Raw genomic sequence first — 23,943 nt, 5'->3', positions numbered from 1 at the left:
GGCGGGGCCGCCCGGGGGGGGGGGGCCACGGGGGACCGCCCCGCGGCCCCGGTGGTGGGGGGGGGGGGGGTGGTTCACCCCCAACCCCCCCCAAACCCGCGACACGCCGCAAACCGCGCCGCAGCCCGACGGCCCGCCGGCGAGGGCCGGCGCCGGCCGTCGGGGCCAGTGCTCAGCGGCTGCCCGGCTCCCGCCACATCGGGTAGAACGGGGAGCCGTCGGGCAGCCGGAAGGGCTCGCCAACCCGGTAGCCGTGCCGGGCGTACAGGTCGCGGCTGCGCTCGCTGCTCGCCTCCAGGTACGCCGGCACGCCCGCGGCGTCCAGCGCCGCGTGGTGGTGCCGCAGCAGGGCGGTGCCGACGCCCCGCCCCTGCCGCTGCGAGGCCACCGCCAGGAACGCCAGGTGGTGGTGGTCGTCGTGCGGGTGGTGCGCCTCGAACAGCGTGTCGAGGTGCTGGAACCGCTCGGTCCACTCGCCGCAGGCCGCGGCCAGCCGCTCGTCGTAGTCGGCCGGTGGCGGCGCCGGGTCGCCGGACTGCGGGAACCAGACCGCGACGCCGGACCGGTCGGCGGTGGCGTGGACCAGTCCGTGCCGCATCGCGTGGTCGACCAGGATCTCGAAGTTGTCCGCCAGCACGGCCTCCCGCTTCGCGGCGTCCGGCACCAGCCACCGCGTCGCCGCCAGGTCGTGGAACGCGCCGGCGATCCGCTCGGCGACCGCCCGGGTCTCCGCCGGCCCGAGCCGCTCGACGGTCAGCCCGCTCACCGCCGCGCCCCCGCCCCGGCCGGCGTCGGCTGGCCCGGCTCCGGCAGCACGGCCACCGCGGCGCTCTCCGCGCCCAGGCCGATCCGCGCGTACACGTCGGGGCGGCTGCGCCGCAGGAACAGGCCCCAGAGCACGCCGAGCAGCGCGGCGACCGGGTAGACCGCGGGGATCGCCCAGCGCAGCGGGGAGTCCGGCGCGACGCCGAGCAGGTTGGCGAAGTTGTCCAGCGCCACCACGATGATCACGGCCAGCACGACCGCCGCCAGGCCCGGGGCGATCGCCCGCCGCCAGAGGGACTCCCGCACCCCCTGCCGGGCGAAGAACGAGATGACCGCGACCGAGGTCGCCGCGATCAGCAGCAGCACGCCGAAGCCGCCGCCGGTGCCGGCCCAGTAGAACAGCTTCAGCACCGGGTCCCAGCCGTTCACCGCGTAGAGCACGATCACCAGCAGACCGAGGACGCTCTGCGCGAGCGACGCCACCCGGGGCGACCCGGTGCGCGGCGAGGTCTGCCCGAACGCGGCGGGCAGCACCCGCTCCCGGCCGAGCGCGAAGGCGTACCGGGCGGTGGTGTTGTGGAACGAGATCATCGCGGCCAGCACCGAGGTCACGAAGAGCGCCTGGCCGATCAGCACCGCGGTGTCGCCGAGGTGCTCGCCGGCCAGGTTGAAGATGAGCAGGACGCTGTCCTCGCCGGCCCGCTCGGCGATCCGGTCCGGCCCGGTGGCGACCGTCATCGTCCAGGACGACAGGGCGTAGAGCGCCGCGATGATCGCGACCGAGAGGTAGGTGGCCATCGGCACCGTCCGGCGCGGGTCCTTGCTCTCCTCGCTGAACACCACCGCGGACTCGAAGCCGACGAAGCCGGTGATGGCGAGCACGAGCACCGCCCCGGCGCCCGGCACGAAGAGGTTCTCCGGCGACAGCGCGGCGACGCTGACCTCCCCGCCAGCCGGGTGGGTGAGCTGGGCGAGGTCGTAGACGACGATCACCGCGATCTCGGTGACCAGCAGCACCGCCAGCACCAGCCCGTTGATGTCGACCCGCAGCAGGCCCAGCACGGCGACCAGGCCCCAGGCGACCAGGGCCACCACCCACCACTGCGGGTGGCCGCCGAAGAGCCGGTCGAGCACCGGCTCGGCGGCGATGCCGATCGTGCCGTAGAGCCCGACCTGCAGGGCGTTGTACGCGATCAGCGCCACCCAGGCCGCGCCGACGCCGGCCGGCCGGCCCAGCCCGCGGGAGATGTACGCATAGAACGCGCCGGCGTTGGCGACCCGGCGGGCCATCGCCACGTAGCCGACGGAGAAGAGCACGAGCACGGCGGCGACCGCCAGGAAGGCCAGCGGGATGCCGGTCACGCCGGTGACCGCGTACCCGGTGGTGACCACCCCGGCGACCACCGTGAACGGCGCGGCGGCGGAGAGGACGAAGAAGATGACCGAGGGGACGCCCAACCGGCCACGGGCCAGGGCGTCGGAGACGTTGCTGGGGCGTTCCAGCGTCGACGTGGGAGACATGGGGGCGGCTCCGGTTCGAGGGGGGGTGAGGGGGATGGTGGTGGCGCAGGTTCAGGGGATGCCGCGCAGCACGGCCGCGCCGACCGCGGCTTCGGTGTGCGCGACGAGTTCCCGCAGCGGGGCGGGCAGGGCGGGGATGAGCACACCGAGCCGGTGGTGCGCCCGGGGTCCGGCGCTCCAGAGCACCTCCCGGCTCAGCCCGGCGGCGCAGACCAGGCCGAGCAGGACGGCGTCCGGCACTCCAGGGGGGTCCGGCCGTTCCAGCAGGGCGCGCAGCCGGGTGGCCGGCCACGCCACCACGTTGAGGTCGATCGGGACGTAGCTGACGCTGGTGCGCAGCAACCGCCGGCTCTCCTGCCGGCGCAGCACCCCGGCGCGGGCCAGCCGCTCCCCCACCGACGTGGTCGCCGTCTGGGCCAGGAAGCTCAGCCAGGTACGCACCGACTGGTGCTGCGACTCGCCGATCAACTGGTCCAGCACGGTGTGCGCCAGGGCGTCCGGCGGTGGACGCCGGTCCAGCACCGTGACGAGCCCGCCCGAGACGGTGATCTGTCCGAACAGGATCAGCTCGCCGAGCAGAGCGCCAGCGAGCCCCAGCCCGGTCGCGGCCGGGTGCAGTTTCGCCTTGCCCCGGCTGTCGTTGTGGGCGATGAGGAAGAACTCGTCGGCGATGAGCAAACGAGCCTCCAACGCGGGTTGTCCACAAGTGATCGACGCCGGGTGACAGGATGCCCGCACCCTCCGGCCATTGCAACTCCCGGATTCGATGGTTGCACTCCGTGCTGGCGCGACCTGCGGATCTTGCCGTGCCAGACTCAGAGGGTGACCGCCAGCCCCACCGTCCGCCGCCGGCGGATCGCCCGCGAACTTCGTCAACTGCGCGAGCGCGCCGGCATGACGCTCGACGTCGCCGCCCGCCAGCTCGACATGTCCAAGAGCAACCTGTCCCGGATCGAGAACGCCCAGATCGGCATCAAGCCGCGCGACGTACGGGCCGCTTTGGCGCTGTACGCGGTCACCGGCGCGGACGCGGAGGCGCTGATCGAGATCGCCCGCGGGGCGCAGCAGCGCGGCTGGTGGCAGAACTACAGCGACGTCCTGCCGGAATGGTTCGAGTTCTACGTCGGACTGGAGGCCGAGGCGGCGACGCTGCGCACGTACGAGGCGGAGTCGGTGCCCGGCCTGCTCCAGACCGAGGCGTACGCGCGGGAGATCTACCGGCGCACCGCGGGCGAGGAGGGGCTGGAGCGCAAGGTCGCCGCCCGGCTGCGCCGGCAGGAGGTGCTGCGCCGGGAGTCCCCGGTCCAGCTCTCCGTGGTGCTCAACGAGGCGGTGCTGCTGCGCCCGGTCGGCGGTGCGGCGGTGATGGCCGAGCAGCTGACCCACATGACCCGGATCGCACAATCACCGAACGTAACTATTTACGTACTTCCATTCAAGGCCGGGGCGCATCCGGCGATGAGCACCCCGTACGTCATCCTGCAGTTCGCCGACGCCGCCGACGCCTCCGTGGTCTACCTGGACAATCTCACGATGGGGCTAGCTCTGGAGGATGCCGGTCACGTGCGCGGGTATAGCCTTGTGCACGAGGAGCTGTGCCGCATGGCACTGGATCCGGCGGACTCCGTGGCCCGCCTGGAGGCCGCTTCTCGTAACTTTGCGTGACCGCATCGCGGCACGCCCGGAGAAGACGAGAGGTACGGGGATGACCGCGCTCGACCTGACCCGGGCGGACTGGCGCACCAGCACGCGCAGCAGTGGCAACGGAAACTGCGTGGAGGTCGCCACCGTCGACGGTCGGGTCGCCGTCCGCGACAGCAAGGACCGGGGCGGGCCGGTACTGGTCTTCCCGTCCGCGACGTGGGCCGCCTTCGTCACCGGCGTCGACGCGGTGCGCCCCGGCTGACCGCCGGGTGCCACAGTGGGCACCGTGCTCTCCGACGTACCCCTGAGACTGCCGGTCAGTCCGGTCCTGCCGGCGCTGGTCGCGGCGCTGGCCGAGGCCGGCGGCGCGGTGCTGGTGGCGCCGCCCGGCACCGGCAAGACCACGCTCGCGCCCCTCGCGGTGGCCGACCGGGTCGAGGGCCGGGTGGTGGTGGCCCAGCCGCGTCGGGTGGCCGCCCGCGCGGCGGCCCGCCGGATGGCCGACCTGCTCGGCGAACGGGTCGGCGGACGGGTGGGGTACGCGGTGCGCGGGGAGCGCCGGGTCGGCCCCGGCACCCGGATCGAGGTGGTCACCACCGGCCTGCTGGTCCGCCGGCTGCACCACGACCCGGAGCTGCCCGGGGTCGGCGCGGTGCTGCTCGACGAGGTCCACGAGCGGCAGCTCGACGCGGACCTGGCGCTGGCCTTCGCGGTGGACTCCCGGGCCGCCCTGCGCCCCGACCTGTGGCTGCTGGCGATGTCGGCGACGCCGGAGGCGGACCGGTTCGCCGCGCTGCTCGGCACGGACCGGCCGGTCCCGGTGGTCCGGGCCGAGGCGGCGCTGCACCCGGTCACCCGGATCTGGGCGCCCCCACCCCGCCCGGTGACCCCACCCGGCGCCGGTCGGGTGGACCCGGCCCTGCTCGACCACGTCGCGGCCACCGTCCGGCGGGCGCTGCACGAGCGCGAGGGGGACCTGCTCGTCTTTCTGCCGGGGGCCGGCGAGATCGCCGGCGTCGCCCGGCGGCTGGCGGACCTGGCCGACCGGGTGGCCGTCCTGCCGCTGCACGGGCGGCTGCCAGGCGCCGCGCAGGACGCGGCGCTGCGGCCGGCCGACCGCCGCCGGGTGGTGCTGGCCACCTCGGTGGCCGAGAGCAGCCTCACCGTGCCCGGCGTCCGGGTGGTGGTGGACGCGGGGCTGAGCCGAGTGGCCCGCACCGACCTGTCCCGCGGCCTGGGCGCCCTGGTCACCGTCCCGGTCTCCCGGGCCGCCGCCACGCAACGCGCCGGCCGGGCCGGGCGGGAGGCACCCGGCCACGTCTACCGCTGCTGGTCGGCGGCCACCCACGAGCGGCTGGCGGCGCAGCCGGAGCCGGAGATCGCCACCGCCGACCTGACCGGCTTCGCCCTGGAGCTGGCGGCCTGGGGCAGCCCGGACGGCACGGGGCTGGCCCTGCCCGACCCGCCGCCGCCGGCGGCGCTGACGGTGGCCCGGGAGACGCTGGCCAGCCTCGGCGCCATCGACGCGGACGGCCGGATCACCGCGCGGGGCCGGGCGATCGCGGCCGCCGGCGCCCATCCCCGGCTGGGCCGGGCCCTGCTCGACGGCGCGCCCCGGGTCGGCGCCGACCGGGCGGCGGAGCTGGTCGCGCTGCTGGCCGAGGAGGGCCTGACCGGCCGGGACGACGACCTGGTCGCCGGCTGGCGGCGGCTGCGCGGCAACGCCGACCCGGGGGCCACCGCCCGCTGGCGGACCGAGGTACGCCGGCTGCGCGCCGCCCTGCCCACCGCTCCCGATGTCGGGGGCCGGGACCACCTGCCCGACGACCTGGCCGCCGGGCTGCTGGTGGGGCTGGCGTACCCGGAACGGCTGGCCCGGGTCCGCCGGGCCGGGGGGAGGTCGTACCTGATGGCGGGTGGGACCGCGGCGGAGCTGGCGCCCGGGTCGGGGCTGGCGGGCGTCGACTGGCTGGCCGTCGCGGTGGCCGACCGGTCACCCGGGGCGCCGACCGCCCGGGTGCGGCTGGCGGCGGGGTTGGACGAGGTCACCGCCCGGGAGGCGGGCGGACCGCTGCTGCGCGAGGCGCGGGAGGTCGGCTGGGTCGACGGTGACGTGGTGGCCCGGGAGGTGGTCCGGCTCGGTGCGATCGAGCTGCTGACCCGCCGGCTGGCCCGGCCGGAGCAGACGTTGCTGGCGGCGGCGCTGCGCGATGGGCTGCGCCAGGAAGGGCTGTCGGTGTTGAGCTGGACGCCGGCGGCCCGCGCGCTGCGGGAGCGGATGGCGTTCTGCCGGCGGGCGCTCGGCGAGCAGTGGCCCGAGGTCAGCGACGACGCGCTGCTCGCGGCCGTCGACGACTGGCTCGGCCCGGAGCTGGCCGCCGCGCGACGGCGGGCCGACCTGGCCCGGATCGACGTGGCCGCCGCGCTGCGCCGGCTGCTGCCGTGGCGGCAGGCTGCCCGGCTGGACGAGCTGGCGCCGGAGCGGATCGAGGTCCCCAGCGGCTCGAAGATCCGGGTCGACTACGCGGACCCGGCGGCGCCGGTGCTGGCGGTGAAGCTCCAGGAGACGTTCGGCTGGCCGGCCGCGCCCCGGATCGCCGACGGCCGGGTGCCGGTGCTGCTGCACCTGCTCTCCCCGGCCGGCCGGCCGGTGGCGGTCACCGCCGACCTGGCGTCGTTCTGGCGTACCGGGTACCCGCAGGTCCGCGCCGAGCTGCGCGGCCGCTACCCGCGCCACCCGTGGCCGGAGGACCCGGGCAGCGCCACGCCCACCCGGCACGCCACACCCCGGCGCCGCTGAACCGGCTCCGGCTCACTCCTCGACGATGTCGGCGATCAGCACGGTGACGTTGTCCGGGCCGCCGGCCCGCAGCGCGAGGTCGATCAGACGGCGGGCGCACAGCTCCCGGTCGGCGGTCTCGGCCAGCACCTCGGCGAGGGTGTCCGGGCGGACCACGTTGGAGAGGCCGTCGCTGCACAGCAGCCAGCGGTCCCCCGCCCAGGGGACCATGGTCGCGTACGTCGGGGAGACGTCCTCGCCCTGGAGCGCCTGGGTGACCACCGCCCGCCGGGGGTGGCTGGCGGCCTCCTCGGGGCTGATCACGCCCTGGTCGACGAGCATCTGCACGAAGGTGTCGTCCCGGGTGATCTGCTTGAGCGTGCCCTCACGGAACAGGTAGGCCCGGGAGTCGCCGATGTGGGCCAGGGCGAGGCAGCTGCCGGTCCGGGAGAAGAGCAGGGCGGTCAGTGTGGTGCCCATGCCCTGCCGTTCCGAATCCTCGGCGACCGCCTGGCGGATCCGCGCGGTGGCCAGCTCGATGCCGCTCTGCAGCGCCGCCACCAGAGCGTCCTCGGGGGTCTCCACGTCCAGGGGCGCGATCGCGTCGATGGCGATCCGGCTGGCCAGGTCGCCGGCCGCCATCCCGCCCATGCCGTCGGCGACGGCGACGAGCCAGGCACCGGCGTGCAGGGCGTCCTGGTTTCCGCTTCGGATCAGCCCACGGTCGCTCGTCCCGACGGAACGAAGCTTCAGGGTCATGGGAGGCAGCCTGCCAGGCGAAGGCCGCTGTTGTCTCTAGGAGATCAGGACGACGGGTCGTGGCGCGGCGAATCTCACTGTCCTTCACGTTCCCGGGGGCCGTCGACCGCGGCCGGAAGGTCATCCAGCCCGATCAATTGACACCGACGCGATGCGCTGGAAACATCGGGGCGACGTTGGGAGCGCTCCCAGGCATCGCTCCCTCCCCGACCCCCACCGCTCCCCCGCCCGGAAGGAATCCCCCGTGATCCCAATCCGACGCCGCCACCTCGCGTTGCTGGCGGCGACCGCCCTGGCCCTCACCGGCGCCGGCGCCGGCGTGGCCCACGCCGAGGTCCCGCCGGACGCCCCCGAACAGCTCAGCAACGGCGACTTCAGCGCCGGTGTCTCCCCCTGGTTCTCCTACGGCACCGGCGCGCTGGACGCGGCCGACGGCCGGCTCTGCACCACTGTCCCCGGCGGGTCGGCCAATCCCTGGGACGCCGGCATCGGCCAGGACGGGGTACGGCTCAACGCCGGCGCGGAGTACCGGCTGGGCTTCGACGTCTCCGCCACCCCCGGCGCCGCGATCAAGGCCGTCCTCCAGCTCGGCAGCGCCCCCTACACCACGTACGCGGCCGTGGGCGCCACCGCCGGCCCCGAGAGCACCCGGGTCGAGCAGACCTTCACCGTGCCCGACGACAACCCCGCCGCGCAGCTGATCTTCCAGGTCGGCGGGTCCGCCGCCGAGCAGCGGATCTGCCTCGACAACGTCTCGCTGCGCGGCGGCGAGGCGGCCCCGCCCTACCAGCCGGACACCGGCCCCCGGGTGCGGGTCAACCAGGTCGGCTACCTGCCGGGCGGGCCGAAGAACGCCACCGTGGTGACCGAGGCGACCGACCCGCTGCGCTGGGAGCTGCGGTCCGCGGCCGGCGCGGTGGTGGCCAGCGGCGAGAGCACCCCGCGCGGGGTGGACGCCGCCTCCGGGCAGCACGTGCAGACCGTCGACTTCTCCGCGTACCGCACGCCGGGCACCGGCTACACCCTGGTCGCCGACGGCGAGACCAGCCACCCGTTCGACATCTCCGGCGGCCGCTACGACCGGCTGCGCGCCGACTCGCTCCAGTTCTTCTACGCCCAGCGCAGCGGCACCCCCATCGACGGCGACCTGATCGGCGCCGAGTACGCCCGCCCGGCCGGCCACATGGGCGTCGCGCCCAACCAGGGCGACACCGAGGTGCCCTGCCAGCCCGGCGTCTGCGACTACCCCCTCGACGTGCGCGGCGGCTGGTACGACGCCGGCGACCACGGCAAGTACGTGGTCAACGGCGGCATCGCCACCTACCAGCTCCTGAACACCTTCGAGCGGACCAGGACGGCGGAGACCGCCGACGGCGGCGCGGCGCTGGGCGACGCGACCCTGCGGGTGCCCGAGCGCGGCAACGCGGTCCCCGACGTGCTCGACGAGGCCCGCTGGGAGCTCGAGTTCCTGCTGCGCATGCAGGTGCCGGCCGGCCGGCCGCTCGCCGGGATGGCCCACCACAAGATCCATGACCGGAACTGGACCGGGTTGCCGCTGGCCCCGCACGAGGACCCGCAGCCGCGCGAGCTGCACCCGCCGTCCACCGCGGCCACCCTCAACCTGGCCGCCGTCGCCGCCCAGTGCGCCCGCCTCTTCGCCCCCTACGACACGGCCTTCTCCGCCCACTGCGGCACCGCCGCGAGAACCGCGTACGCGGCCGCGAAAGCGCACCCGGCGAGCTACGCCAGCGCGGCCGACGGCACCGGCGGCGGGGCGTACGACGACACCACCGTCACCGACGAGTTCTACTGGGCCGCGGTCGAGCTGTACCTGACCACCGGGAAGAAGAGCTACCTGGACGACCTGACCGCCTCGCCGCACCACACCGGCGACGTCTTCGCCGCCGGCGGGGCCTTCGGCTGGCAGAGCGTGGCCGCCCTCGGCCGCCTCGACCTGGCCACCGTGCCGAACGGCCTGCCGGCCGCCGAGAAGACCCGGATCCGCGCCTCGGTGACCGAGGCCGCCGACCGGTACCTGGCGGCGCTGCGCGCCCAGGCGTACGGCCTGCCGCTGCCCGCTGACGCCGGCAACTACGTGTGGGGCAGCAACAGCAACGTCGTCAACAACGCGATCGTGCTGGCCACCGCCTTCGACCTCACCCGGAACGCGACCTACCGGGACGGGGCGGTGCAGGCGACGGACTACCTGCTCGGCCGCAACGCGCTCAACATGTCATACGTGACCGGCTGGGGCGAGCAGCACGCCCGCAACCAGCACAGCCGCATCTTCGGCCACCAGCTGAACCCCGACCTGCCGAAGCCGCCGGCCGGTTCGCTGGCCGGCGGTCCGAACGCCGCCCTCCAGGACCCGTACGCCGCCCAGCTGCTCGCCGGCTGCAAGCCGATGTTCTGCTACGTCGACGACATCAACTCGTACGCGACCAACGAGGTGGCGATCAACTGGAACTCGGCGCTGGCCTGGCTCGCCTCGTTCCTCGCCGACCAGGGCGACGCCGGGGCGGTACCCGCGCAGACCTGCGCCGCCACGTACCAGGTGCACGGCACCTGGCCGGACGGCTTCAACACCCAGGTGACCATCCGCAACACCGGCACGAGCGCGGTGAACGGCTGGACCGTCCGGTACGCCTTCACCGGTGACCAGAAGGTCGAGCAGGCGTGGACGGCCCAGGTCAGCCAGTCCGGGGCCACCGTGACGGCCCGGAACCTGTCGTACAACGGGAAGGTCCCGCCCGGCGGCAGCGTCACCTTCGGCCTGCTCGGCAAGGCCGGCACCCTCGCCAACCCCACCCCCAACCTGATCACCCTCAACGGCGCCGCCTGCACCCTGTCCTGACCCCTCATTCCGGCACCCCGCGCGCCGGTTCAAGATCCGCGCACGTCCACCGAAAGAGTGGCCTCCCCGAGCCGGGAAGCCACTCTTTCCGTGAAAATGCGGCCACTCGGGCCGGGGGCGGCGACCAACGGCCGGGGGCCCCGTCCGCTAGCGGGTGGCCCTGCGCATCGCGACCCGGTCGGTCATGTCGAGCCCCAGCGCCGCCTCGGCCGCCAACACCTCCGCCAGGCCGGGGCCGACCTGCGCCGCCGACAGCTCCACGAACCCGCACCGGGCGTAATACGGCGCGTTCCACGGCACGCTGCGGAAGGTGGTCAGCGTGAGCGCCGGCAGGCCCCGCTGCCCCGCCCAGCCGGCAACGTGGTCGAGCAGCCGCCGGCCGACGCCTCGGCGGGCGTGGCTGGGGTGGACGCTGAGCTGCTGGACGTGGGCGCAGCCGTCGACCAGGTGCGCCACGGCGAAGGCGATCGGCTGGTCGTCCGGCCCGAGGGCCACCCAGACCCGGCCGGCCCGCTGGCCCTCGCCGAGCACGTCCAAATCGAGCGGCGGCGCGTCAGCGATGTCGACCATGCCGATCTCCCGAAACGGCGCGCCGGAGGCCACCTCGATCCGTTGCAGGTCGGCGAGTTCGTCCGTCCGGGCCGTTCTGATCCGCTCCACGGCCCAGACCCAACCAGCTGCGGCGCGCGCCGCCCACCGAATTTCGGCCGCCCGGCCGACCCGGACCGTCCGACTCGGACCGGCAGCGGTCACACCGCCCGGCCGGCGGCGGTCAGGCCGACGAACCGGACCGCCGCGACCGCTTCCGGAAACGGCGGCGGTCGGGGCGGCCCGGTGGGGCGTCCGCGCCCGCTGCGGTAGGAACGGACGCCCCGGGTGTACGGGTCGCGCTCAGGCGGGCAGGCCGCCCACCTGGGTGTTGATCCAGGAGCGGATCGACGGCAGGTCGACGTAGATGGACGGGCCGGTGGCGCAGGTGGGGTTGTTGTTGCCGGCCCGGCTGGTGGCGCCGATCAGGTTCCACACCCCGTTGATCCGCCGCACCTGCGGGCCGCCGGAGTCGCCGTAGCAGGCCCCGGAGTTCCCGTTCGTGTTGTTGGTGCAGATCTCGTAGGTCGCGTTGATGCCGATGCAGCGGCTGTCGGCCACGATGGAGGTGTCGAGCTCGTTGGCGACCGCGGGTGCGGAGCCGCAGCCCCGCTGCGGGCAGGTCTGCCCCCAGCCGATGATCCGGGTGGCCGTGCCGACGGCGCCGGAGGTGCCCGGGATCGGTGCCGGGGCGTAGCCGACCGAGCTGGCCAGTTGCAGCAGCTTCACGTCCACGGACGGGTGGCTCACCGCCCTGGTCACCCGGACCACGGTCCCGCCGCTGGTGCGGTTGACGCTGCCCACCCGCACCGACGACGGGGTCGAGCAGTGCCGGGCGGTGACCGCCCAGTTCGCCTTGATCAGCGTCCCGGTGCAGCCGGAGACGTAGACCATCCACGGGTAGTTCTCGCTGGCCGGGCGACCACCGACCACGAACGGCCCGGGGTCCTCGGCGCCGGTCCAGGTGTAGCTGACCCCGGTGGTGGGCGCGGTGAGCGTGCCGCCGAACAGCGAGTTCACCCGGGACGCCTCGGCGGCGCTCGGGTACGCGTTCCGGCAGGACACCGGCGCGCTGCTGCCGGACATCAGGTCGGAGCAGAGCCCGGTACGCCGGTCGGGCAGGCCGAGGATGTGGCCCATCTCGTGGGTGGCGATCCTGGTCCGGTCGTACCCCTGGTTCACCGCCTGCCGGCCCATCCACACCCGGCCGGAGCCGAGCCCGGTCGGCTGCGCCCGGGGCCAGCCGTCGTCGACGTAGATGGTGACGTTGCCGGGGGTGCGCGGCGCGAGCCGGACGGTGCTCACCGAGCTGTTCCAGATCGTGGCGGCCTGGTCGAAGTTGGTGCGGAACTCGCCGGCCCGGCTGGCGTCGTAGTAGACGGTCCGGACGGCCGCCGAGGCCGCCGTCGCCTCGACCGCCACCAGGCCGAGCGCCGCCAGCACCAGCGCGAGCAGGGTGCCCGCGGTACGCGAGAAGCTTTGTCGTCGGAACATCCGACCTCCCATCGATAGATGTTCATTGATGCTAGACGTATCGATGGGCGTCTGTGGAATACCGGATTCGTCATATGCTGGTTATGGATGTGACCGGCGTCGCCCGCTTCGGGTCCCCGCCGGCGGCGGCCGGTCCATACGGTCGAGCCGATGACCGTTCACGGGCGCTGGTCGCCACTGCCGCCGCCCGGCCGGCTGCGCACCCTGGCCCTGGCCACGCTCGCCAACACCGTCGGCTCGGGGCTCTGGCTGGCCGGCGCGCCCCTCTACCTGACCCGGGACGTCGGGCTGAGTGCCGCCTCGGTCGGGCTGGGGCTCACCCTGGCCGGGCTGCTGGGGCTGACCGCCGCCGTCCCGCTCGGCGGCCTGGCCGACCGCCGCGACCCGCGTACGCTGCGCGCGCTGCTGCAACTGCTCCAGGCCGCGGTCGCCGGGGCGTACCTGCTGGTGGGGTCCTTCCCCGCGTTCCTGGTGGTGGCGATGCTGGACGCGCTGCTCACCGCCGGCAACCTGGCGGTCCGCGCCGCCCTGGTCGCCGCCGTCGGCGGGCCCGAGGGGCGGGTGCCCGCGTTCGCCACCCTGCGCGCGGTGGCGAACCTCGGCATCGCGCTCGGCGCCGGGCTGGCCGCGTTCGCGCTCGCGGCCGACACGCATCTGGCGTACCAGGTGCTGGTGGTCGGCAACGCGATCACCTATCTGGTGTCGGCGGCGCTGCTGATGCGGCTGCCCGGCTACCCGCCCCCGGCGCGGCCGGCGACGTCGGGTCGGGCGCGGGCGCTGCGGGACCGGCCGTTCCTGGCCGTCAGCGGGGCATCGGCGGTGCTGGCACTGCACGCCACGGTGCTCACCCTGGTCGTGCCGCTGTGGACGGTGAGCCGGACCGGGGCCCCGCCGGCCGTGGTGTCGGCGGTGCTGCTGGTCAACACGTCGCTCACGGTGCTGCTGGCGGTGCGGCTGGCCCGGGGCGCGGACACCGCCGTCCCGGCCGCCGCCGCGATGCGCCGGGCCGGCCTGGTGCTGGCGGTGGCGATGCTGCTGTACGCGGCCACCACCGGCACACCGGCCGGGCCGGCGACCGGGCTGCTGCTGCTCGCCACCGCCGTCTACACCGTCGGCGACCTGTGGCACGGCAGCGCCGGCGCGGGGCTCGCCTACGGGCTGGCCGCGCCGGAGTCGATCGGGGCGTACCTGGGGGTGGACGGGGTGCTCGCCGGCCTCGCCCGGGCCGTGGGACCCGCGCTGCTGACCTGGGCGGTCCTCGACGGCGGGGTCGCCGGGTGGTGCGCGCTGGCCCTGCTCTTCGCGCTCGTCGGGCTGCTCGTCCCGACCCTGACCCGGCGGGCTCTCGCCGGCGGTGCGGGGCAGCCGGCGGACGACCTGCCCGCACCGGCGCCCGGTGCTGCCGCTCGACGGAGAGCCGCCGGCCGCCACTGATCCGGGAAACCGGACCGGTCAGCCGATCTCCTCGTCGACGAAGCACCAGCGCCAGGTCTCCCCCGGCTGGATCGAGCGCATCACCGGGTGCCCGCTGGACTCGAAGTGCTTCGTCCCGTGCTGGTACGGCGAGGAGTCGCAGCAGCCCACGTGCCCGCAGGTCAGGCAGGCGCGCAGGTGCACCCAGTAGTCGTTGCCGATGGCGACGCAGTCCGGGCAGACGTCCTCGGCCTGCGGCTCGGCGTCGCCCGCCTCGGTCAGATGCTGGCAGCTCACTCGTCGGCCTCCCGGGTCAGCAAAGACTCCTCCAGGTCCAGGTCACGGTACGCCCGCACCAGCACCTCCTCCGGTATCCGGCCGGAGTCACGCGCGGCCCGGTACACCTCCCGCTCGGCGTCGATCATCTCCTGTCGCAGCCGGCCGTACGCCTGGGACGGGGTTTCCCGGCCCTCGCCGCCCAGCTGCTCCCAGGCCAGGTTGGTCCGCGCCTCCAGGAGCTGGCGCAGCCGCTCCACCACCGACGACGGCGCGCCGGGCGCCAGCTCGTACAGCCGGTCCCGGGCCGCCTTGCTGGCCTGCTGCTGCACCGCCGCGGCGGAGAGCGCGTCCTGCACCGGGTCGTCCGGCGGCAGCTTGAGGCGGCGGGCCACCATCGGCAGGGTGGCCCCCTGCGCCACCAGGGTCACCACGATCACCGCGAAGGCCAGCCAGATGAACAGCTCCCGCTGGTAGGGCCGGCCCCCGGCCAGGGTCAGCGGCAGGGCCAGCGCGGCGGCGAGCGTCACCACCCCGCGCATCCCGGCCCAGCCGATGATGATCGGCACCCGCGCCGGTGGGGCCGGGTCCCGGCGTCGCGCCCGGGGCATCAGCCGGGCCAGGTAGGTGGCGGGGAAGAGCCAGACGAACCGGGACAGGAAGACGGCGAGCAGCACCGCCAGGGTGACGCCGGCCAGCCGGCCGATCGGTTCGTCGAGGTCGCGGACCACCTCCCGTAGTTGGAGGCCGACCAGCAGGAAGACCAGCCCTTCCAGCAGGAACCGGGCCAGCCGCCAGAACGCGCCGACCTGCAGCCGCGAGGCCGCCGACATCAGCAGCGGCATCTTGTGGCCGATCCCGAGCCCGGTCACCACGACCGCGACCACCCCGGAGGCGTGGATCTCCTCGGCGGCGAAGACCACTGCGAACGGCACGATCAGCGACAGCGCGTTTTCCAGGAGCGCGTCACCGGTTCGCTTGTGCAGATAGCCGAAGACGGCCACGCCGAGCAGGCCGACCAGGACGCCGCCGCCGGTGGAGCGCAGCACCTCCCAGGCCACCTCCCCGAACTCCACCCGGCCGCCGCTCACGGTCGCGGCGATGATCGAGATACGGAGCAGCACCAGCGCGGTGGCGTCGTTGACCAGGCTCTCGCCCTCCAGGATGGTGACGATCCGGCGGGGCAGCCCAACCCGCCGGGCCACCGCCGTGGCGGCCACCGCGTCGGGCGGCGCCACCACCGCGCCGAGCGCCAGGCAGATCGCGTACGGCAGGCCCGGCATGAGCAGGTACACGACGGTGCCCACCACGAACGCGGTGAACAGCACCAGTCCCACCGCCAGCAGCAGGATCGGCCGCAGGTTCAGCCGGAACGCCGGCACCGACGTCTCCAGGGCCGCGACGTAGAGCAGCGGCGGCAGGATGCCGACCAAGACCAGGTCCGGGTCGAGCCGCACCTGCGGGAAGCCGGGCAGGAAGGACAGGCCGAGACCGAGGACCACCAGCAGGATGGGCGCGAGCACGCCCAGCCGCCGGGCCAGCGCCGCGCCGAACGTCGCGATCGCGAGGAAGACCACGACCTCGAACAGAGCCTCCATGGGTACGAGCCTAGGGGGCGCGCGGGCGCGACGAGATCAGGCCGTGGTCCGCAGCTTCGGCAGCACCTGCGCGCCGAACGTGTCGATGAAGGCGCGCTGCTCCTGCCCGACGTGGTGCAGGGCGATCTGGTCGAAGCCGAGTTCGACGTACTCCTCCAGCCAGCCGACGTGCCGGCCGGGGTCGGCCGAGATGTTGACGACCTCGACGACCTTCTCCATCGGCACCTGCTCGGAGACCGCGTCGAAGTGCTCGGCGGTGTCCAGGTCCCAGCAGACCGGCGGGGCGAAGACGTTGCTGCGCCACTGGTCATACGCGATCGCCTCGGCCTCGGCCTGCTCGGGCGCCCAGCTGACGTGCACCTGCAGGTGCAGCGGGCCGCGTCCGCCGGCGTCCCGGTAGGCGTCGATCATCTGCCGCAGGTGGGCGGTGGGGGCGTTGACGGTGATCAGGCCGTCCGCCCACTCGGCGCACCAGCGGGCGGTGGCGACGCTGACCGCCGCGCCGATCAGGGCCGGCGGCTGCTCCGGGCGGGTCCAGAGCCGGGCCCGGTCGACCCGGACCAGGCCGTCGTGGCTGACCTCCTCGCCGGCGAGCAGCGCCCGGATGACGTCGACGCACTCGCGCAGCCGGGCGGCGCGCACGTCCTTGCGCGGCCAGCCGTCGCCGGTGATGTGCTCGTTGCTCGCCTCGCCGGTGCCCAGCGCGGCCCAGAACCGGCCCGGGTACATCGCGCCGAGGGTGCCGATCGCCTGCGCGATGATCGCCGGGTGGTAGCGCTGGCCGGGCGCGTTGACCACGCCGAACGGCAGGCCGGTGGCCTGGAGGGCGGCGCCGAGCCAGGACCACGCGAAGCCGGACTGGCCCTGCCGGGCGCTCCACGGCGAGAAGTGGTCCGAGGACATGGCGGCGTCGAAGCCGGCCCGCTCGGCGTGGATCACCGCATCCAGCAGCCGGCTCGGGTGGATCTGCTCGTGGGAGGCGTGGAAGCCGAACACCGTCATGGGGTTCTTCCCTACCCATGACGGTGTCCGGCCAAAAGCGGCGCTACTCGGCGTGCGCGCCGGCGCCGGCCGATGCCGCGCCCTCGCCCACCCAGACGGTCTTGGTGTTGCAGAACTCCCGCATGCCGAGCGCGGACAGCTCCCGGCCGTAGCCGGAGTTCTTCACGCCGCCGAACGGCAACTCCGGGTACGAGGTGGTCATCCCGTTGATGAACACGCTGCCGGCGTCCAGGTCGACGGCGAAGCGCTCCTGCTCCTGCGGGTCGGTGGTCCAGGCATTCGAGCCGAGGCCGAAGGCGGTGCCGTTGGCGACCTCGATCGCCTCGGCGTAGGACGACACCCGGAACAGGCCGGCGACCGGCCCGAAGACCTCCTCCGACCACATCCGCATCTGCGGGTTCAGGTCGGTGACCACGGTCGGCGGGTAGAACCAGCCGGCGCCGGCGGGCTTCTCGCCGCCGCAGAGCACGGTGGCGCCGTGGTCGACCGCGTCCTGCACCTGGGCGTGGATCTCGTCCCGGCCGCGCTCGCTGGCCAGCGGCCCCACGTCGGTGTTCTCGTCCATCGGGTCGCCCACCCGCAGCGCGGACATGTTGGCCGCGAACGTGTCGGCGAAGGCGTCGAAGACGTCGGTGTGCACGATGAACCGCTTGGCGGCGATGCAGGACTGGCCGTTGTTCTGGCAGCGGGCCGTGGTGGCGACCTCGGCGGCGCGGTCCAGGTCGGCCGACGGCATCACCACGAACGGGTCGCTGCCGCCGAGTTCCAGCACCGTCTTCTTCAGCTCCCGCCCGGCGATCTGGCCGATCGAGCGGCCCGCCCCCTCGCTGCCGGTCAGCGTGGCGGCGCGGACCCGCGGGTCGCTGAGGATCGGGTCCACGGCCTCCGAGCCGACCAGCAGGGTGGTGAACGCGCCCTCGGGGAAGCCGGCCCGGCGGAACAACTCCTCCAAATAGAGGGCGGTCTGCGGCACGTTGGAGGCGTGCTTGAGCAGGCCGGTGTTGCCGGCCATCAGCGCCGGCGCGGCGAACCGCATCACCTGCCAGAGCGGGAAGTTCCACGGCATCACCGCGAGCACCGGCCCGATCGGCTGGTACCGCACGAAGGCCCGCCTGGCCTTGACCGCACCGGCGTCGGCCGGCTCGTCGGCGAGCATCCGCTCGGCGTTGGCGGCGTAGAACCGGCAGGCGGTGGCGCACTTGGTCACCTCGGCCTGCGCCGCGACGTACGTCTTGCCCATCTCGGTGGTCATCAGCCGGGCGGTGGCGTCCCGTTCCGCGTCGAGCAGGTCGGCCGCGGCGTTCATCCACTGCGCCCGCTGGGCGAGCGTGGTGCCGTGCAGGTCCCGGAACGCCACGTCGGCCCGGTCGATCGCGGCGTCGATCTGCTCGGCCGACATCGGCTCGTACGACTTGAGCAGCTGGCCGGTGGCGGGATTGGTGGTGGCGATGGGCATCTCGTACTCCTGTCACTCGAAGAGTGAGTGCCGCACGCCCGGCTCCTCACGGCGGCGCGCGGCGCGGCGGCGCTGGATGACGACCAGGTCGACCACGGCGACCACGGCGAAGACCGCGCACACCACCCCCAACCAGACCACGTCGGCCCAGAACGCCAGCACCGCGAAGACGGTCATGGTGACCAGGCCGAACAGGGCCAGCGCGAGCCGGAGGTTCAACGCGCTGTACGCGTGGCCGACCGTGCCACGGGCACGCCGGGGCTGCGATCTCGTCATTCCTCCGGCCTACCCCCGCAGGACGGGCCCTAACCGCCCGCCCCAGCCGCCGCACCGACCGCCGCCGTCCCATCCGCCGCCCGCCCGCGAACCGGACCTCGGGGCCCCGTTCGCGGCGTGTCGCGCCATCCCGTCGAGACGTCACCGCCACCCGCCGCAAACCGGGCCAGGGCCGACGGGCTCAGGGGTCCGGGGTGGCTCGGAACGGCGAGGCGGTGATGCCGGCCACGGAGCGGGTATGCCGCGGATGCGGCCGGCGGTGGGTTGCGTTACACCGACGCGCCACGACCGGGCCGACACCGGCGCGGGCGGGAAGGATGAGGGCATGACCATGACCCACGCGGTGCCGGTGACCGTCGCCATCGCCCGGCGCGCCGATCCCGCGCGCGCCCACGAAATGGTCGCCTGGATGCGGGCCGGCAGCGTGCTGGCCGAGAGCTTTCCGGGGTTCCTCGGCATGGGCTGGGTGCAGAGCGCGCCCGGCTCGCCGGAGTGGCACATGCTCTACCGGTTCGCCGACCACGAGACGCTGCGCCGCTGGGAGGAGTCCCCGCAGCGCAACTGGTGGCTCACCTCGGCGCAGGGCATCGTCGAGCACACCCGGGTCGAGCGGCGCACCGGCATCGAGGGCTGGTTCGACCCGCCGGTCGACCACGTGGTCGAGACCCTGGCGCCGGCCGTCGGCGAGCCGGCCGCGCCGGTGTCCCCGCCGCGCTGGAAGCAGGCGGTGACGATCTGGCTGGCCTTCTTTCCGCTGAGCCTGGCCGCCACCCTGCTCACCGCCCGGTTCATCGGCGGGGTGCCGCTGGCCGCGCGGACGCTGCTCATGACGCTCTGCCTGACGCCGCTGATGACGTACCTGGTGCTGCCCTGGATCACCCGGGCGCTGCACTGGTGGCTGCACGGGCAGCGGCCACCGTGGCGGGCGTCCCGCTGACCCGGCCTAACAAATCCATGTTTCTAAATATTTACTCTGCCTGAAAGTCGACACGAACGGCCCGACCCGGCCGGCCGCCCCCGTAGAGTTACCGCGCTGTCGCTCTGCGCCGCCGGACCGGGGGAACACAATGCCTCGACGCTGGGTCGCCGCCGTCGCCTGCCTGCTGGCGCTGGTCGCCCTCGCGTGCGAGGAGGGCGGCAACGCCTCGCCCCGGCCGACGCGGGAATCCGGCCAGTCCGGCCTGCCCACCACCATGGCCGCGCTCGGCGACTCGATCACCACCGGCTTCGGCTCCTGCCTCGTGCTCACCTCCTGCCAGCGCAACTCCTGGTCCACAGGGGACGGCATCCGGGTGGAGAGCCACTACCGCCGGCTGCTCGAGGCCAACCCGGACATCCGCGGCCGGGCTCACAACCATGCCGTGCCCGGGGCGCGCGCCGAGGCGCTCGCCGGGCAGGCGCAGGCGGCCGTACGCGACAAGGCCGACTACGTGACCGTGCTGATCGGCGCCAACGACGCCTGCCGCGACGACATCGACACGATGACGCCGGTGGCGACGTTCCGCACCCAGGTCGACCGTGGCCTGCGGGTGCTGCGCAAGGGGCGACCGAAGGCCCGCGTGCTGGTGGTGAGCATCCCCGACCTGTACCGGCTCTGGGAGGTCGGGCACACCGACTCGCGGGCCACCCGGATCTGGCGGGCCGGCATCTGCCCCTCGCTGCTGGCCAACCCGACCTCCACCGCCCCGGCCGACCGGGCCCGCCGGGCCAGGTTCCGGGACCGGATCGACGACTACAACGCCCAACTGAAGGCGGCCTGCCGGGCGTACGGGACGCGCTGCCGGCACGACGGCGGGGCGGTGCACCGGGTGCGCTTCACCCTGGACGAGGTGAACGGGCTCGACTGGTTCCACCCCAACGTGGCCGGGCAGAACCGGCTCGCCGACGTCAGCTTCTCCACCGCCGGCTGGCGACTCTGACGGGCATTCCGAGCGGGTCACCGGGACGCTCGGGCCGACCGGCAGAGCCTGAGATGGAACGGTCGGCCGCCGACCGCGCGCGGCGTGGACCGCTGTTGCCCAGCGGACACGCGAAACGGCGGCGCCCCGGAGACCGGGACACCGCCGTACTGCCGTGCGGGTCAGGAACGGCGGGGCTGCGGCACGCCGCCCCGACCGGCCCGGTAGAGCGCGCAGGCGCGCTCGGCGAGGTCCTTGGTGGCCGAGGAGTTGGCCCAGGTGCCGAGGATGATGGCGGCGCCCGGCACGACCTTGGCGAACATCCGCTTCGCCGCGCGGACCCCGGCCATCTGGGCCAGCCGCACGCCGAGGCGGAGCATCACCTTGCCGAGCGGGTTCTGCGCGCCGTGGCCGAACAGGGCTCCGGCGCGTTCCCGCCCCGCCGCCACGCCCAGGGCCAGCCGGGCGCTCTCGGCGACCTTGTGCACCTTCTGCAGCACCAGCAGGTCGGTGGCCCGGTCCGGGTGCACCGGGTCCACCCCGTACGCGGCGGCGATGTGCAGCACCAGCCGGGCCTGGGTCCAGGCCAGCACGCCGACGTCGATCACCGCGCCGGGGAGCCCGGCCACGCCGGAGACCGCTCCGGAGAGGCGGGCCTGGTTGACGAACTTGCGGACCGCCTGCTCGGCGAGGTCGTCGGCGGAGACGTCGGGGCGCGCGGCACGGGCCCGAGCCGCCCACTCGGCGGCCTCCGGCCCCAGCCGGCGCACCGCCTCCAGGGCGAGGTGCTCCGGCGCGTACTGCGGGTCCTCCCGCATCCGGTCCCAGAGCCGGGCGGGCGGCGCCTCGGGGGCGTCCGGCTCGCCCGTCCGGGCGGCCGGCGGGGTGACCGCCGCCGCCGGGCTGGCCGGCGGCGGGGTGGGGGCGGTGGGTTCGTCGTCGACGGGGGCGGAGTCGGTCACGGGGGCTCCCGGTGTCGAGGGCGAGCGGGGGACGATCAGCGGCGGCGGCTGGAGAACCGGTTGGCCACCTGCCTGAGCTTGGCCTGGTTCTCCGGCTTGGCCAACTCACGCCGGCCCCGGTCGACCAGCTGTTGCCCGCGCGGCGAGCGCAGGAACGCCCTGATCCGTTGCACCAGTGACATGTCGTCCTCCGTTCGGTGGTCGTGCATCATGTGTACCCCCAACGGACAACCGGCAACCGACAACCCGGGACGATCAGGCCAGGATGGCCTCGACCACCTCGGTCGCCCGCCACTCGTGCTGGGCGTAGGCCCACGGGAACGCCGAGACCTGCACGGCCTGGGCCGCGTCGGTCAGCGCCAGGTTCTGCCAGCCGGGGATCTCCAGCAGCGCGGAGAGGAACGCCTGGGTGGCGTACTCGGGGTCCATCAGGTCGCGGACCTCGCCCCAGCCGCTGCTGGGCCGCTGCTGGAACAGCCCGACCGAGTCGTGGTCCCAGCCGATGGCCTGGTGGGGGTAGTTCTGGGACTCGGGCAGCACGCCGCTGGCGTAGTTGTAGAGGTTGCTCTCCTGCATCGCGGTGGCCACCGCGATGATCAGGGCCTGCCGGGGCACGCCCATCTTCCGGCCGGCCTTGACGATGGCCGTGGCGTTGTCCATCTGGGCCCGGTCCAGGCCGGCGACGGGGGCGATCCGCGTCGGCTTCGGCTTCGGCTTGGGCTTGGGCTTGGCCTTCTTCGTCGCGGTCGGCGACGGCGAGGCGGACGGGCTGGCGGCGGGGGTCGGGGTCGCGGTGACCGGGGTACGCGCCTGGCCCCGGGAGGCGACACCCTCCTGCGCCCGCTCGGTGAGTGCCGGCTGGGCGGCGACCGGGTCGAGCCGGTCGGCCGGCAGGGCCTGCACGCCGGCGAAGGCCGCCACGCCGAGGCAGCAGACCACGCCGGAGGCGAGCGCCACCCGCGACGGGCGGCGGGTCAGGGGGTTAACGAGGGCGCCGAGGCGGGTACGGAGCGAGGGAGCGGCCTGGTCGCCACGGAGAACGCCGACCTGAACGGACGAGGGGGTATCGTCCGAACGGCCAGTCGGGCCCTCGTGGGCGTACTGGTCGTCGATGGTGTCGTCGTCACGCATCCGACGACGTTAGGCAGGCGTTTTACGGGTCACCCACCGTGAGCGAGTGGCCCTCGCCACAATCCGACGGGTCGAACCGGGACGCGTCGGTGGCGCCCCGTGGCCGCGGTGCGTAACCCCGCAGAACCGGCATCTCGGGAAGACGCCTGGGCGGCGGGAGTTTCGGAACGGCGGGGTCGAGATCGCCGCCCCGGCCCACATGATCGACCATATCCCCCGTTCGTATGAGCGATTGGTAGACCAACGGACAACCGCGCCTCGGATGATCGACAAAATGCGCGCTTCGTCCGTCTTTGCTCGCCAGGATCGCCGCGAACCGCCCGTTGCTGGAATGGATACCGGGGGCGGGTACGTTCGGCGAACCGGGAGCCGTGCGCGCACGGCGGCCCGTACGCGCGTTTCCTCAGGAGGTCCGACCGGTGCTCGACCCACACGAGCTGTACCAGCTCACCGACGATCTGCCCGACCTCGGGCAGCCGGTGCTGATCCAGGCCCTGACCGGCTTCGTCGACGCCGGCAGCGCGAGCCGCCTGGCCCGTGAGCAGCTGCTCACCTCGCTGGAATCGCGTCAGATCGCCACCTTCGACGTCGACCAGCTCTTCGACTACCGCTCCCGCCGCCCGGTGATGACCTTCGTCGAGGACCACTGGGAGCACTACGACGCGCCGGAGCTGGCGCTGCACCTGCTGCACGACGACGACGAGACCCCCTTCCTGCTGCTCACCGGCCCGGAGCCGGACCTGCAGTGGGAGCGGTTCGTCGCCGCGGTCGCCGCCCTGGCCACCCGACTCGGCGTCCGACTCACCGCCGGGCTGAACTCCATCCCGATGGCCGTGCCGCACACCCGCCCCACCGGGGTGACCGCGCACGCCACCCGGCGCGAGCTGATCGCCGGCTACGAGCCCTGGCTCCAGCGGGTGCAGGTCCCCGGCAGCGTCGGCCATCTGCTCGAGTACCGGCTCGGCGAGGCCGGCCGGGACGCGATCGGCTTCGCCGCGCACGTGCCGCACTACGTCGCCCAGACCGAGTACCCGGCCGCCGCCGAGGTGCTGCTCTCCTCGGTCTCCCGCAGCACCGGGCTGCTGCTGCCCAGCGACGGTCTGCGCACGGCCGCCGAGGTGGTGCGGGTCGAGATCGACCGGCAGGTCGCGCAGACCGACGAGGCCGCCGCGCTGGTCCAGGCCCTGGAGGAGCAGTACGACGCGTTCGCCCGTGGGCGCGGCGAGAAGAACCTGCTGGCCGCCGAGGCCGGGCCGCTGCCCACCGCCGACGAGCTCGGCGCCGAGCTGGAGCGGTTCCTCGCCGAACAGACCCGACCCGGTGACACCCCGAACGGCTGACCCGGCCGACCGCTGAACAACCGGCGGTCGGCGCCGACTCCAGAGCCGATCATGCGGCGCGCCGGGCCGGCGGGGCCCGGGCGCCGGGGGGGGGTACGTGCTGGTGGAGTGCATCCTGGGGCCGCCCGGTCCCGGAAAACCGTGTAGGGCCCCCGGCCCCCGCGCCGCCGATTGGCGGCCCCCACCC

Annotated in this window: 22 protein-coding genes; 8 read left to right on the top strand and 14 right to left on the bottom strand. The window is 74.3% G+C overall.

Translation table 11 applies throughout. The features are described 5' to 3' along the window. Positions 1-172: 172 nt before the first annotated feature. The 3 genes from M2302_RS31775 to M2302_RS31765 are packed head-to-tail and all read right to left on the bottom strand — an operon-like array spanning position 173 to position 2,964. Positions 173-766, bottom strand: a complete 594-nt coding sequence (locus M2302_RS31775; RefSeq protein WP_280841486.1) for a GNAT family N-acetyltransferase — start codon at positions 764-766, stop codon at positions 173-175. Next, positions 763-2,286, bottom strand: a complete 1,524-nt coding sequence (locus M2302_RS31770) for an APC family permease (RefSeq protein WP_280841485.1) — start codon at positions 2,284-2,286, stop codon at positions 763-765. Before M2302_RS31770 ends, M2302_RS31775 begins: the two co-directional genes overlap by 4 nt. Positions 2,287-2,337: 51 nt before the next feature. Further along, positions 2,338-2,964 carry a GPP34 family phosphoprotein gene (locus M2302_RS31765; RefSeq protein WP_154938990.1) on the bottom strand — a complete coding sequence of 209 codons (627 nt, stop codon included), beginning with the start codon at positions 2,962-2,964 and terminating at the stop codon, positions 2,338-2,340. A gap of 144 nt (positions 2,965-3,108) precedes the next feature. Here M2302_RS31765 and M2302_RS31760 point away from each other — a divergent pair, with 144 nt between their 5' ends. Genes M2302_RS31760 through hrpB form a run of 3 tightly spaced genes read left to right on the top strand, consistent with a single transcriptional unit; the run spans position 3,109 to position 6,730 of the window. Then, on the top strand, positions 3,109-3,951 hold the full coding sequence (locus M2302_RS31760) for a helix-turn-helix transcriptional regulator (RefSeq protein ID WP_280841484.1): 843 nt from the start codon (positions 3,109-3,111) through the stop codon (positions 3,949-3,951). 40 nt (positions 3,952-3,991) lie between these two features. Further along, on the top strand, positions 3,992-4,192 hold the full coding sequence (locus M2302_RS31755; RefSeq protein WP_280841483.1) for a DUF397 domain-containing protein: 201 nt from the start codon (positions 3,992-3,994) through the stop codon (positions 4,190-4,192). A 24-nt stretch (positions 4,193-4,216) separates the two neighbouring features. Beyond that, positions 4,217-6,730 carry an ATP-dependent helicase HrpB gene (hrpB, locus tag M2302_RS31750; protein WP_280841488.1) on the top strand — a complete coding sequence of 838 codons (2,514 nt, stop codon included), beginning with the start codon at positions 4,217-4,219 and terminating at the stop codon, positions 6,728-6,730. 12 nt (positions 6,731-6,742) lie between these two features. Here hrpB and M2302_RS31745 read toward each other — a convergent pair whose 3' ends face one another. Continuing rightward, the gene (locus tag M2302_RS31745; RefSeq protein ID WP_280841482.1) at positions 6,743-7,468 is read right to left on the bottom strand and encodes a protein phosphatase 2C domain-containing protein; all 726 of its coding nucleotides are present in this window, start codon (positions 7,466-7,468) and stop codon (positions 6,743-6,745) included. 247 nt (positions 7,469-7,715) lie between these two features. On the opposite strand from M2302_RS31745, the gene M2302_RS31740 reads away from it, so the two are divergent. Beyond that, the gene (locus M2302_RS31740; protein ID WP_280841487.1) at positions 7,716-10,322 is read left to right on the top strand and encodes a glycoside hydrolase family 9 protein; all 2,607 of its coding nucleotides are present in this window, start codon (positions 7,716-7,718) and stop codon (positions 10,320-10,322) included. A 147-nt stretch (positions 10,323-10,469) separates the two neighbouring features. Here the strand turns inward: M2302_RS31740 and M2302_RS31735 are convergent, their stop codons facing one another. Together M2302_RS31735 and M2302_RS31730 are read right to left on the bottom strand one after the other, a co-directional pair. After that, the gene (locus M2302_RS31735) at positions 10,470-10,982 is read right to left on the bottom strand and encodes a GNAT family N-acetyltransferase (protein WP_280841481.1); all 513 of its coding nucleotides are present in this window, start codon (positions 10,980-10,982) and stop codon (positions 10,470-10,472) included. Between the two features lie 231 nt (positions 10,983-11,213). Next, positions 11,214-12,404 (bottom strand): snapalysin family zinc-dependent metalloprotease, encoded by a 1,191-nt coding sequence (locus tag M2302_RS31730; protein ID WP_280841480.1) that lies wholly within the window; start codon positions 12,402-12,404, stop codon positions 11,214-11,216. 150 nt (positions 12,405-12,554) lie between these two features. On the opposite strand from M2302_RS31730, the gene M2302_RS31725 reads away from it, so the two are divergent. Then, entirely contained in the window at positions 12,555-13,838 is a 1,284-nt protein-coding gene (locus tag M2302_RS31725; protein ID WP_280841479.1) for an MFS transporter, read from the top strand. Between the two features lie 18 nt (positions 13,839-13,856). On the opposite strand, the gene M2302_RS31720 is transcribed toward M2302_RS31725, so the two are convergent. Genes M2302_RS31720 through M2302_RS31700 form a run of 5 tightly spaced genes read right to left on the bottom strand, consistent with a single transcriptional unit; the run spans position 13,857 to position 18,425 of the window. Continuing rightward, on the bottom strand, positions 13,857-14,114 hold the full coding sequence (locus M2302_RS31720; protein ID WP_210778634.1) for a UBP-type zinc finger domain-containing protein: 258 nt from the start codon (positions 14,112-14,114) through the stop codon (positions 13,857-13,859). Further along, entirely contained in the window at positions 14,111-15,691 is a 1,581-nt protein-coding gene (locus M2302_RS31715; protein WP_280841478.1) for a Na+/H+ antiporter, read from the bottom strand. The genes M2302_RS31720 and M2302_RS31715 overlap by 4 nt, the downstream gene beginning before the upstream one ends. A 36-nt stretch (positions 15,692-15,727) precedes the next feature. Further along, on the bottom strand, positions 15,728-16,693 hold the full coding sequence (locus tag M2302_RS31710; RefSeq protein WP_280841477.1) for a TIGR03885 family FMN-dependent LLM class oxidoreductase: 966 nt from the start codon (positions 16,691-16,693) through the stop codon (positions 15,728-15,730). A 43-nt stretch (positions 16,694-16,736) separates the two neighbouring features. Then, positions 16,737-18,149: an NADP-dependent succinic semialdehyde dehydrogenase gene (locus M2302_RS31705; RefSeq protein WP_280841476.1), complete on the bottom strand. Its 1,413-nt coding sequence runs from the start codon at positions 18,147-18,149 to the stop codon at positions 16,737-16,739. Between the two features lie 12 nt (positions 18,150-18,161). Further along, positions 18,162-18,425, bottom strand: a complete 264-nt coding sequence (locus M2302_RS31700) for a DUF6343 family protein (RefSeq protein WP_179804193.1) — start codon at positions 18,423-18,425, stop codon at positions 18,162-18,164. A 325-nt stretch (positions 18,426-18,750) separates the two neighbouring features. Between M2302_RS31700 and M2302_RS31695 the strand changes: the two genes are divergently transcribed. Continuing rightward, entirely contained in the window at positions 18,751-19,362 is a 612-nt protein-coding gene (locus M2302_RS31695; RefSeq protein WP_280841475.1) for an antibiotic biosynthesis monooxygenase, read from the top strand. 130 nt (positions 19,363-19,492) lie between these two features. After that, entirely contained in the window at positions 19,493-20,344 is an 852-nt protein-coding gene (locus M2302_RS31690; RefSeq protein ID WP_280841474.1) for a GDSL-type esterase/lipase family protein, read from the top strand. Between the two features lie 161 nt (positions 20,345-20,505). Here the strand turns inward: M2302_RS31690 and M2302_RS31685 are convergent, their stop codons facing one another. The 3 genes from M2302_RS31685 to M2302_RS31675 all read right to left on the bottom strand — a co-directional run bounded on the left by M2302_RS31685 (position 20,506) and on the right by M2302_RS31675 (position 22,416). Further along, the gene (locus tag M2302_RS31685) at positions 20,506-21,285 is read right to left on the bottom strand and encodes an EcsC family protein (protein ID WP_280841473.1); all 780 of its coding nucleotides are present in this window, start codon (positions 21,283-21,285) and stop codon (positions 20,506-20,508) included. A 35-nt stretch (positions 21,286-21,320) separates the two neighbouring features. Beyond that, positions 21,321-21,467 carry a hypothetical protein gene (locus M2302_RS31680; RefSeq protein WP_170285326.1) on the bottom strand — a complete coding sequence of 49 codons (147 nt, stop codon included), beginning with the start codon at positions 21,465-21,467 and terminating at the stop codon, positions 21,321-21,323. A 73-nt stretch (positions 21,468-21,540) separates the two neighbouring features. Further along, positions 21,541-22,416, bottom strand: a complete 876-nt coding sequence (locus M2302_RS31675; protein ID WP_280841472.1) for a peptidase M23 — start codon at positions 22,414-22,416, stop codon at positions 21,541-21,543. Positions 22,417-22,835: 419 nt separating this feature from the next. Here M2302_RS31675 and M2302_RS31670 point away from each other — a divergent pair, with 419 nt between their 5' ends. After that, positions 22,836-23,756 (top strand): PAC2 family protein, encoded by a 921-nt coding sequence (locus M2302_RS31670; protein ID WP_280841471.1) that lies wholly within the window; start codon positions 22,836-22,838, stop codon positions 23,754-23,756. Positions 23,757-23,943: the final 187 nt, after the last annotated feature.

This window comes from Micromonospora sp. A200 (assembly GCF_029893845.1).
Lineage (GTDB): Bacteria > Actinomycetota > Actinomycetes > Mycobacteriales > Micromonosporaceae > Micromonospora > Micromonospora purpureochromogenes.
The sequence above is the reverse complement of the archived record's forward strand: the minus strand, read 5'-3'. Positions and strand labels throughout refer to the sequence as shown.

Coding starts and splice junctions, on each gene's coding strand:
- M2302_RS31705 (WP_280841476.1), bottom strand. CDS start 18,149: ATGCCCATCGCCACCACCAATCCCGCCACCGGCCAGCTGCTCAAGTCG.
- M2302_RS31770 (WP_280841485.1), bottom strand. CDS start 2,286: ATGTCTCCCACGTCGACGCTGGAACGCCCCAGCAACGTCTCCGACGCC.
- M2302_RS31715 (WP_280841478.1), bottom strand. CDS start 15,691: ATGGAGGCTCTGTTCGAGGTCGTGGTCTTCCTCGCGATCGCGACGTTC.
- M2302_RS31700 (WP_179804193.1), bottom strand. CDS start 18,425: ATGACGAGATCGCAGCCCCGGCGTGCCCGTGGCACGGTCGGCCACGCG.
- M2302_RS31725 (WP_280841479.1), top strand. CDS start 12,555: ATGACCGTTCACGGGCGCTGGTCGCCACTGCCGCCGCCCGGCCGGCTG.
- M2302_RS31710 (WP_280841477.1), bottom strand. CDS start 16,693: ATGACGGTGTTCGGCTTCCACGCCTCCCACGAGCAGATCCACCCGAGC.
- M2302_RS31675 (WP_280841472.1), bottom strand. CDS start 22,416: ATGCGTGACGACGACACCATCGACGACCAGTACGCCCACGAGGGCCCG.
- M2302_RS31690 (WP_280841474.1), top strand. CDS start 19,493: ATGCCTCGACGCTGGGTCGCCGCCGTCGCCTGCCTGCTGGCGCTGGTC.
- M2302_RS31745 (WP_280841482.1), bottom strand. CDS start 7,468: ATGACCCTGAAGCTTCGTTCCGTCGGGACGAGCGACCGTGGGCTGATC.
- M2302_RS31695 (WP_280841475.1), top strand. CDS start 18,751: ATGACCATGACCCACGCGGTGCCGGTGACCGTCGCCATCGCCCGGCGC.
- M2302_RS31755 (WP_280841483.1), top strand. CDS start 3,992: ATGACCGCGCTCGACCTGACCCGGGCGGACTGGCGCACCAGCACGCGC.
- M2302_RS31680 (WP_170285326.1), bottom strand. CDS start 21,467: ATGTCACTGGTGCAACGGATCAGGGCGTTCCTGCGCTCGCCGCGCGGG.
- M2302_RS31730 (WP_280841480.1), bottom strand. CDS start 12,404: ATGTTCCGACGACAAAGCTTCTCGCGTACCGCGGGCACCCTGCTCGCG.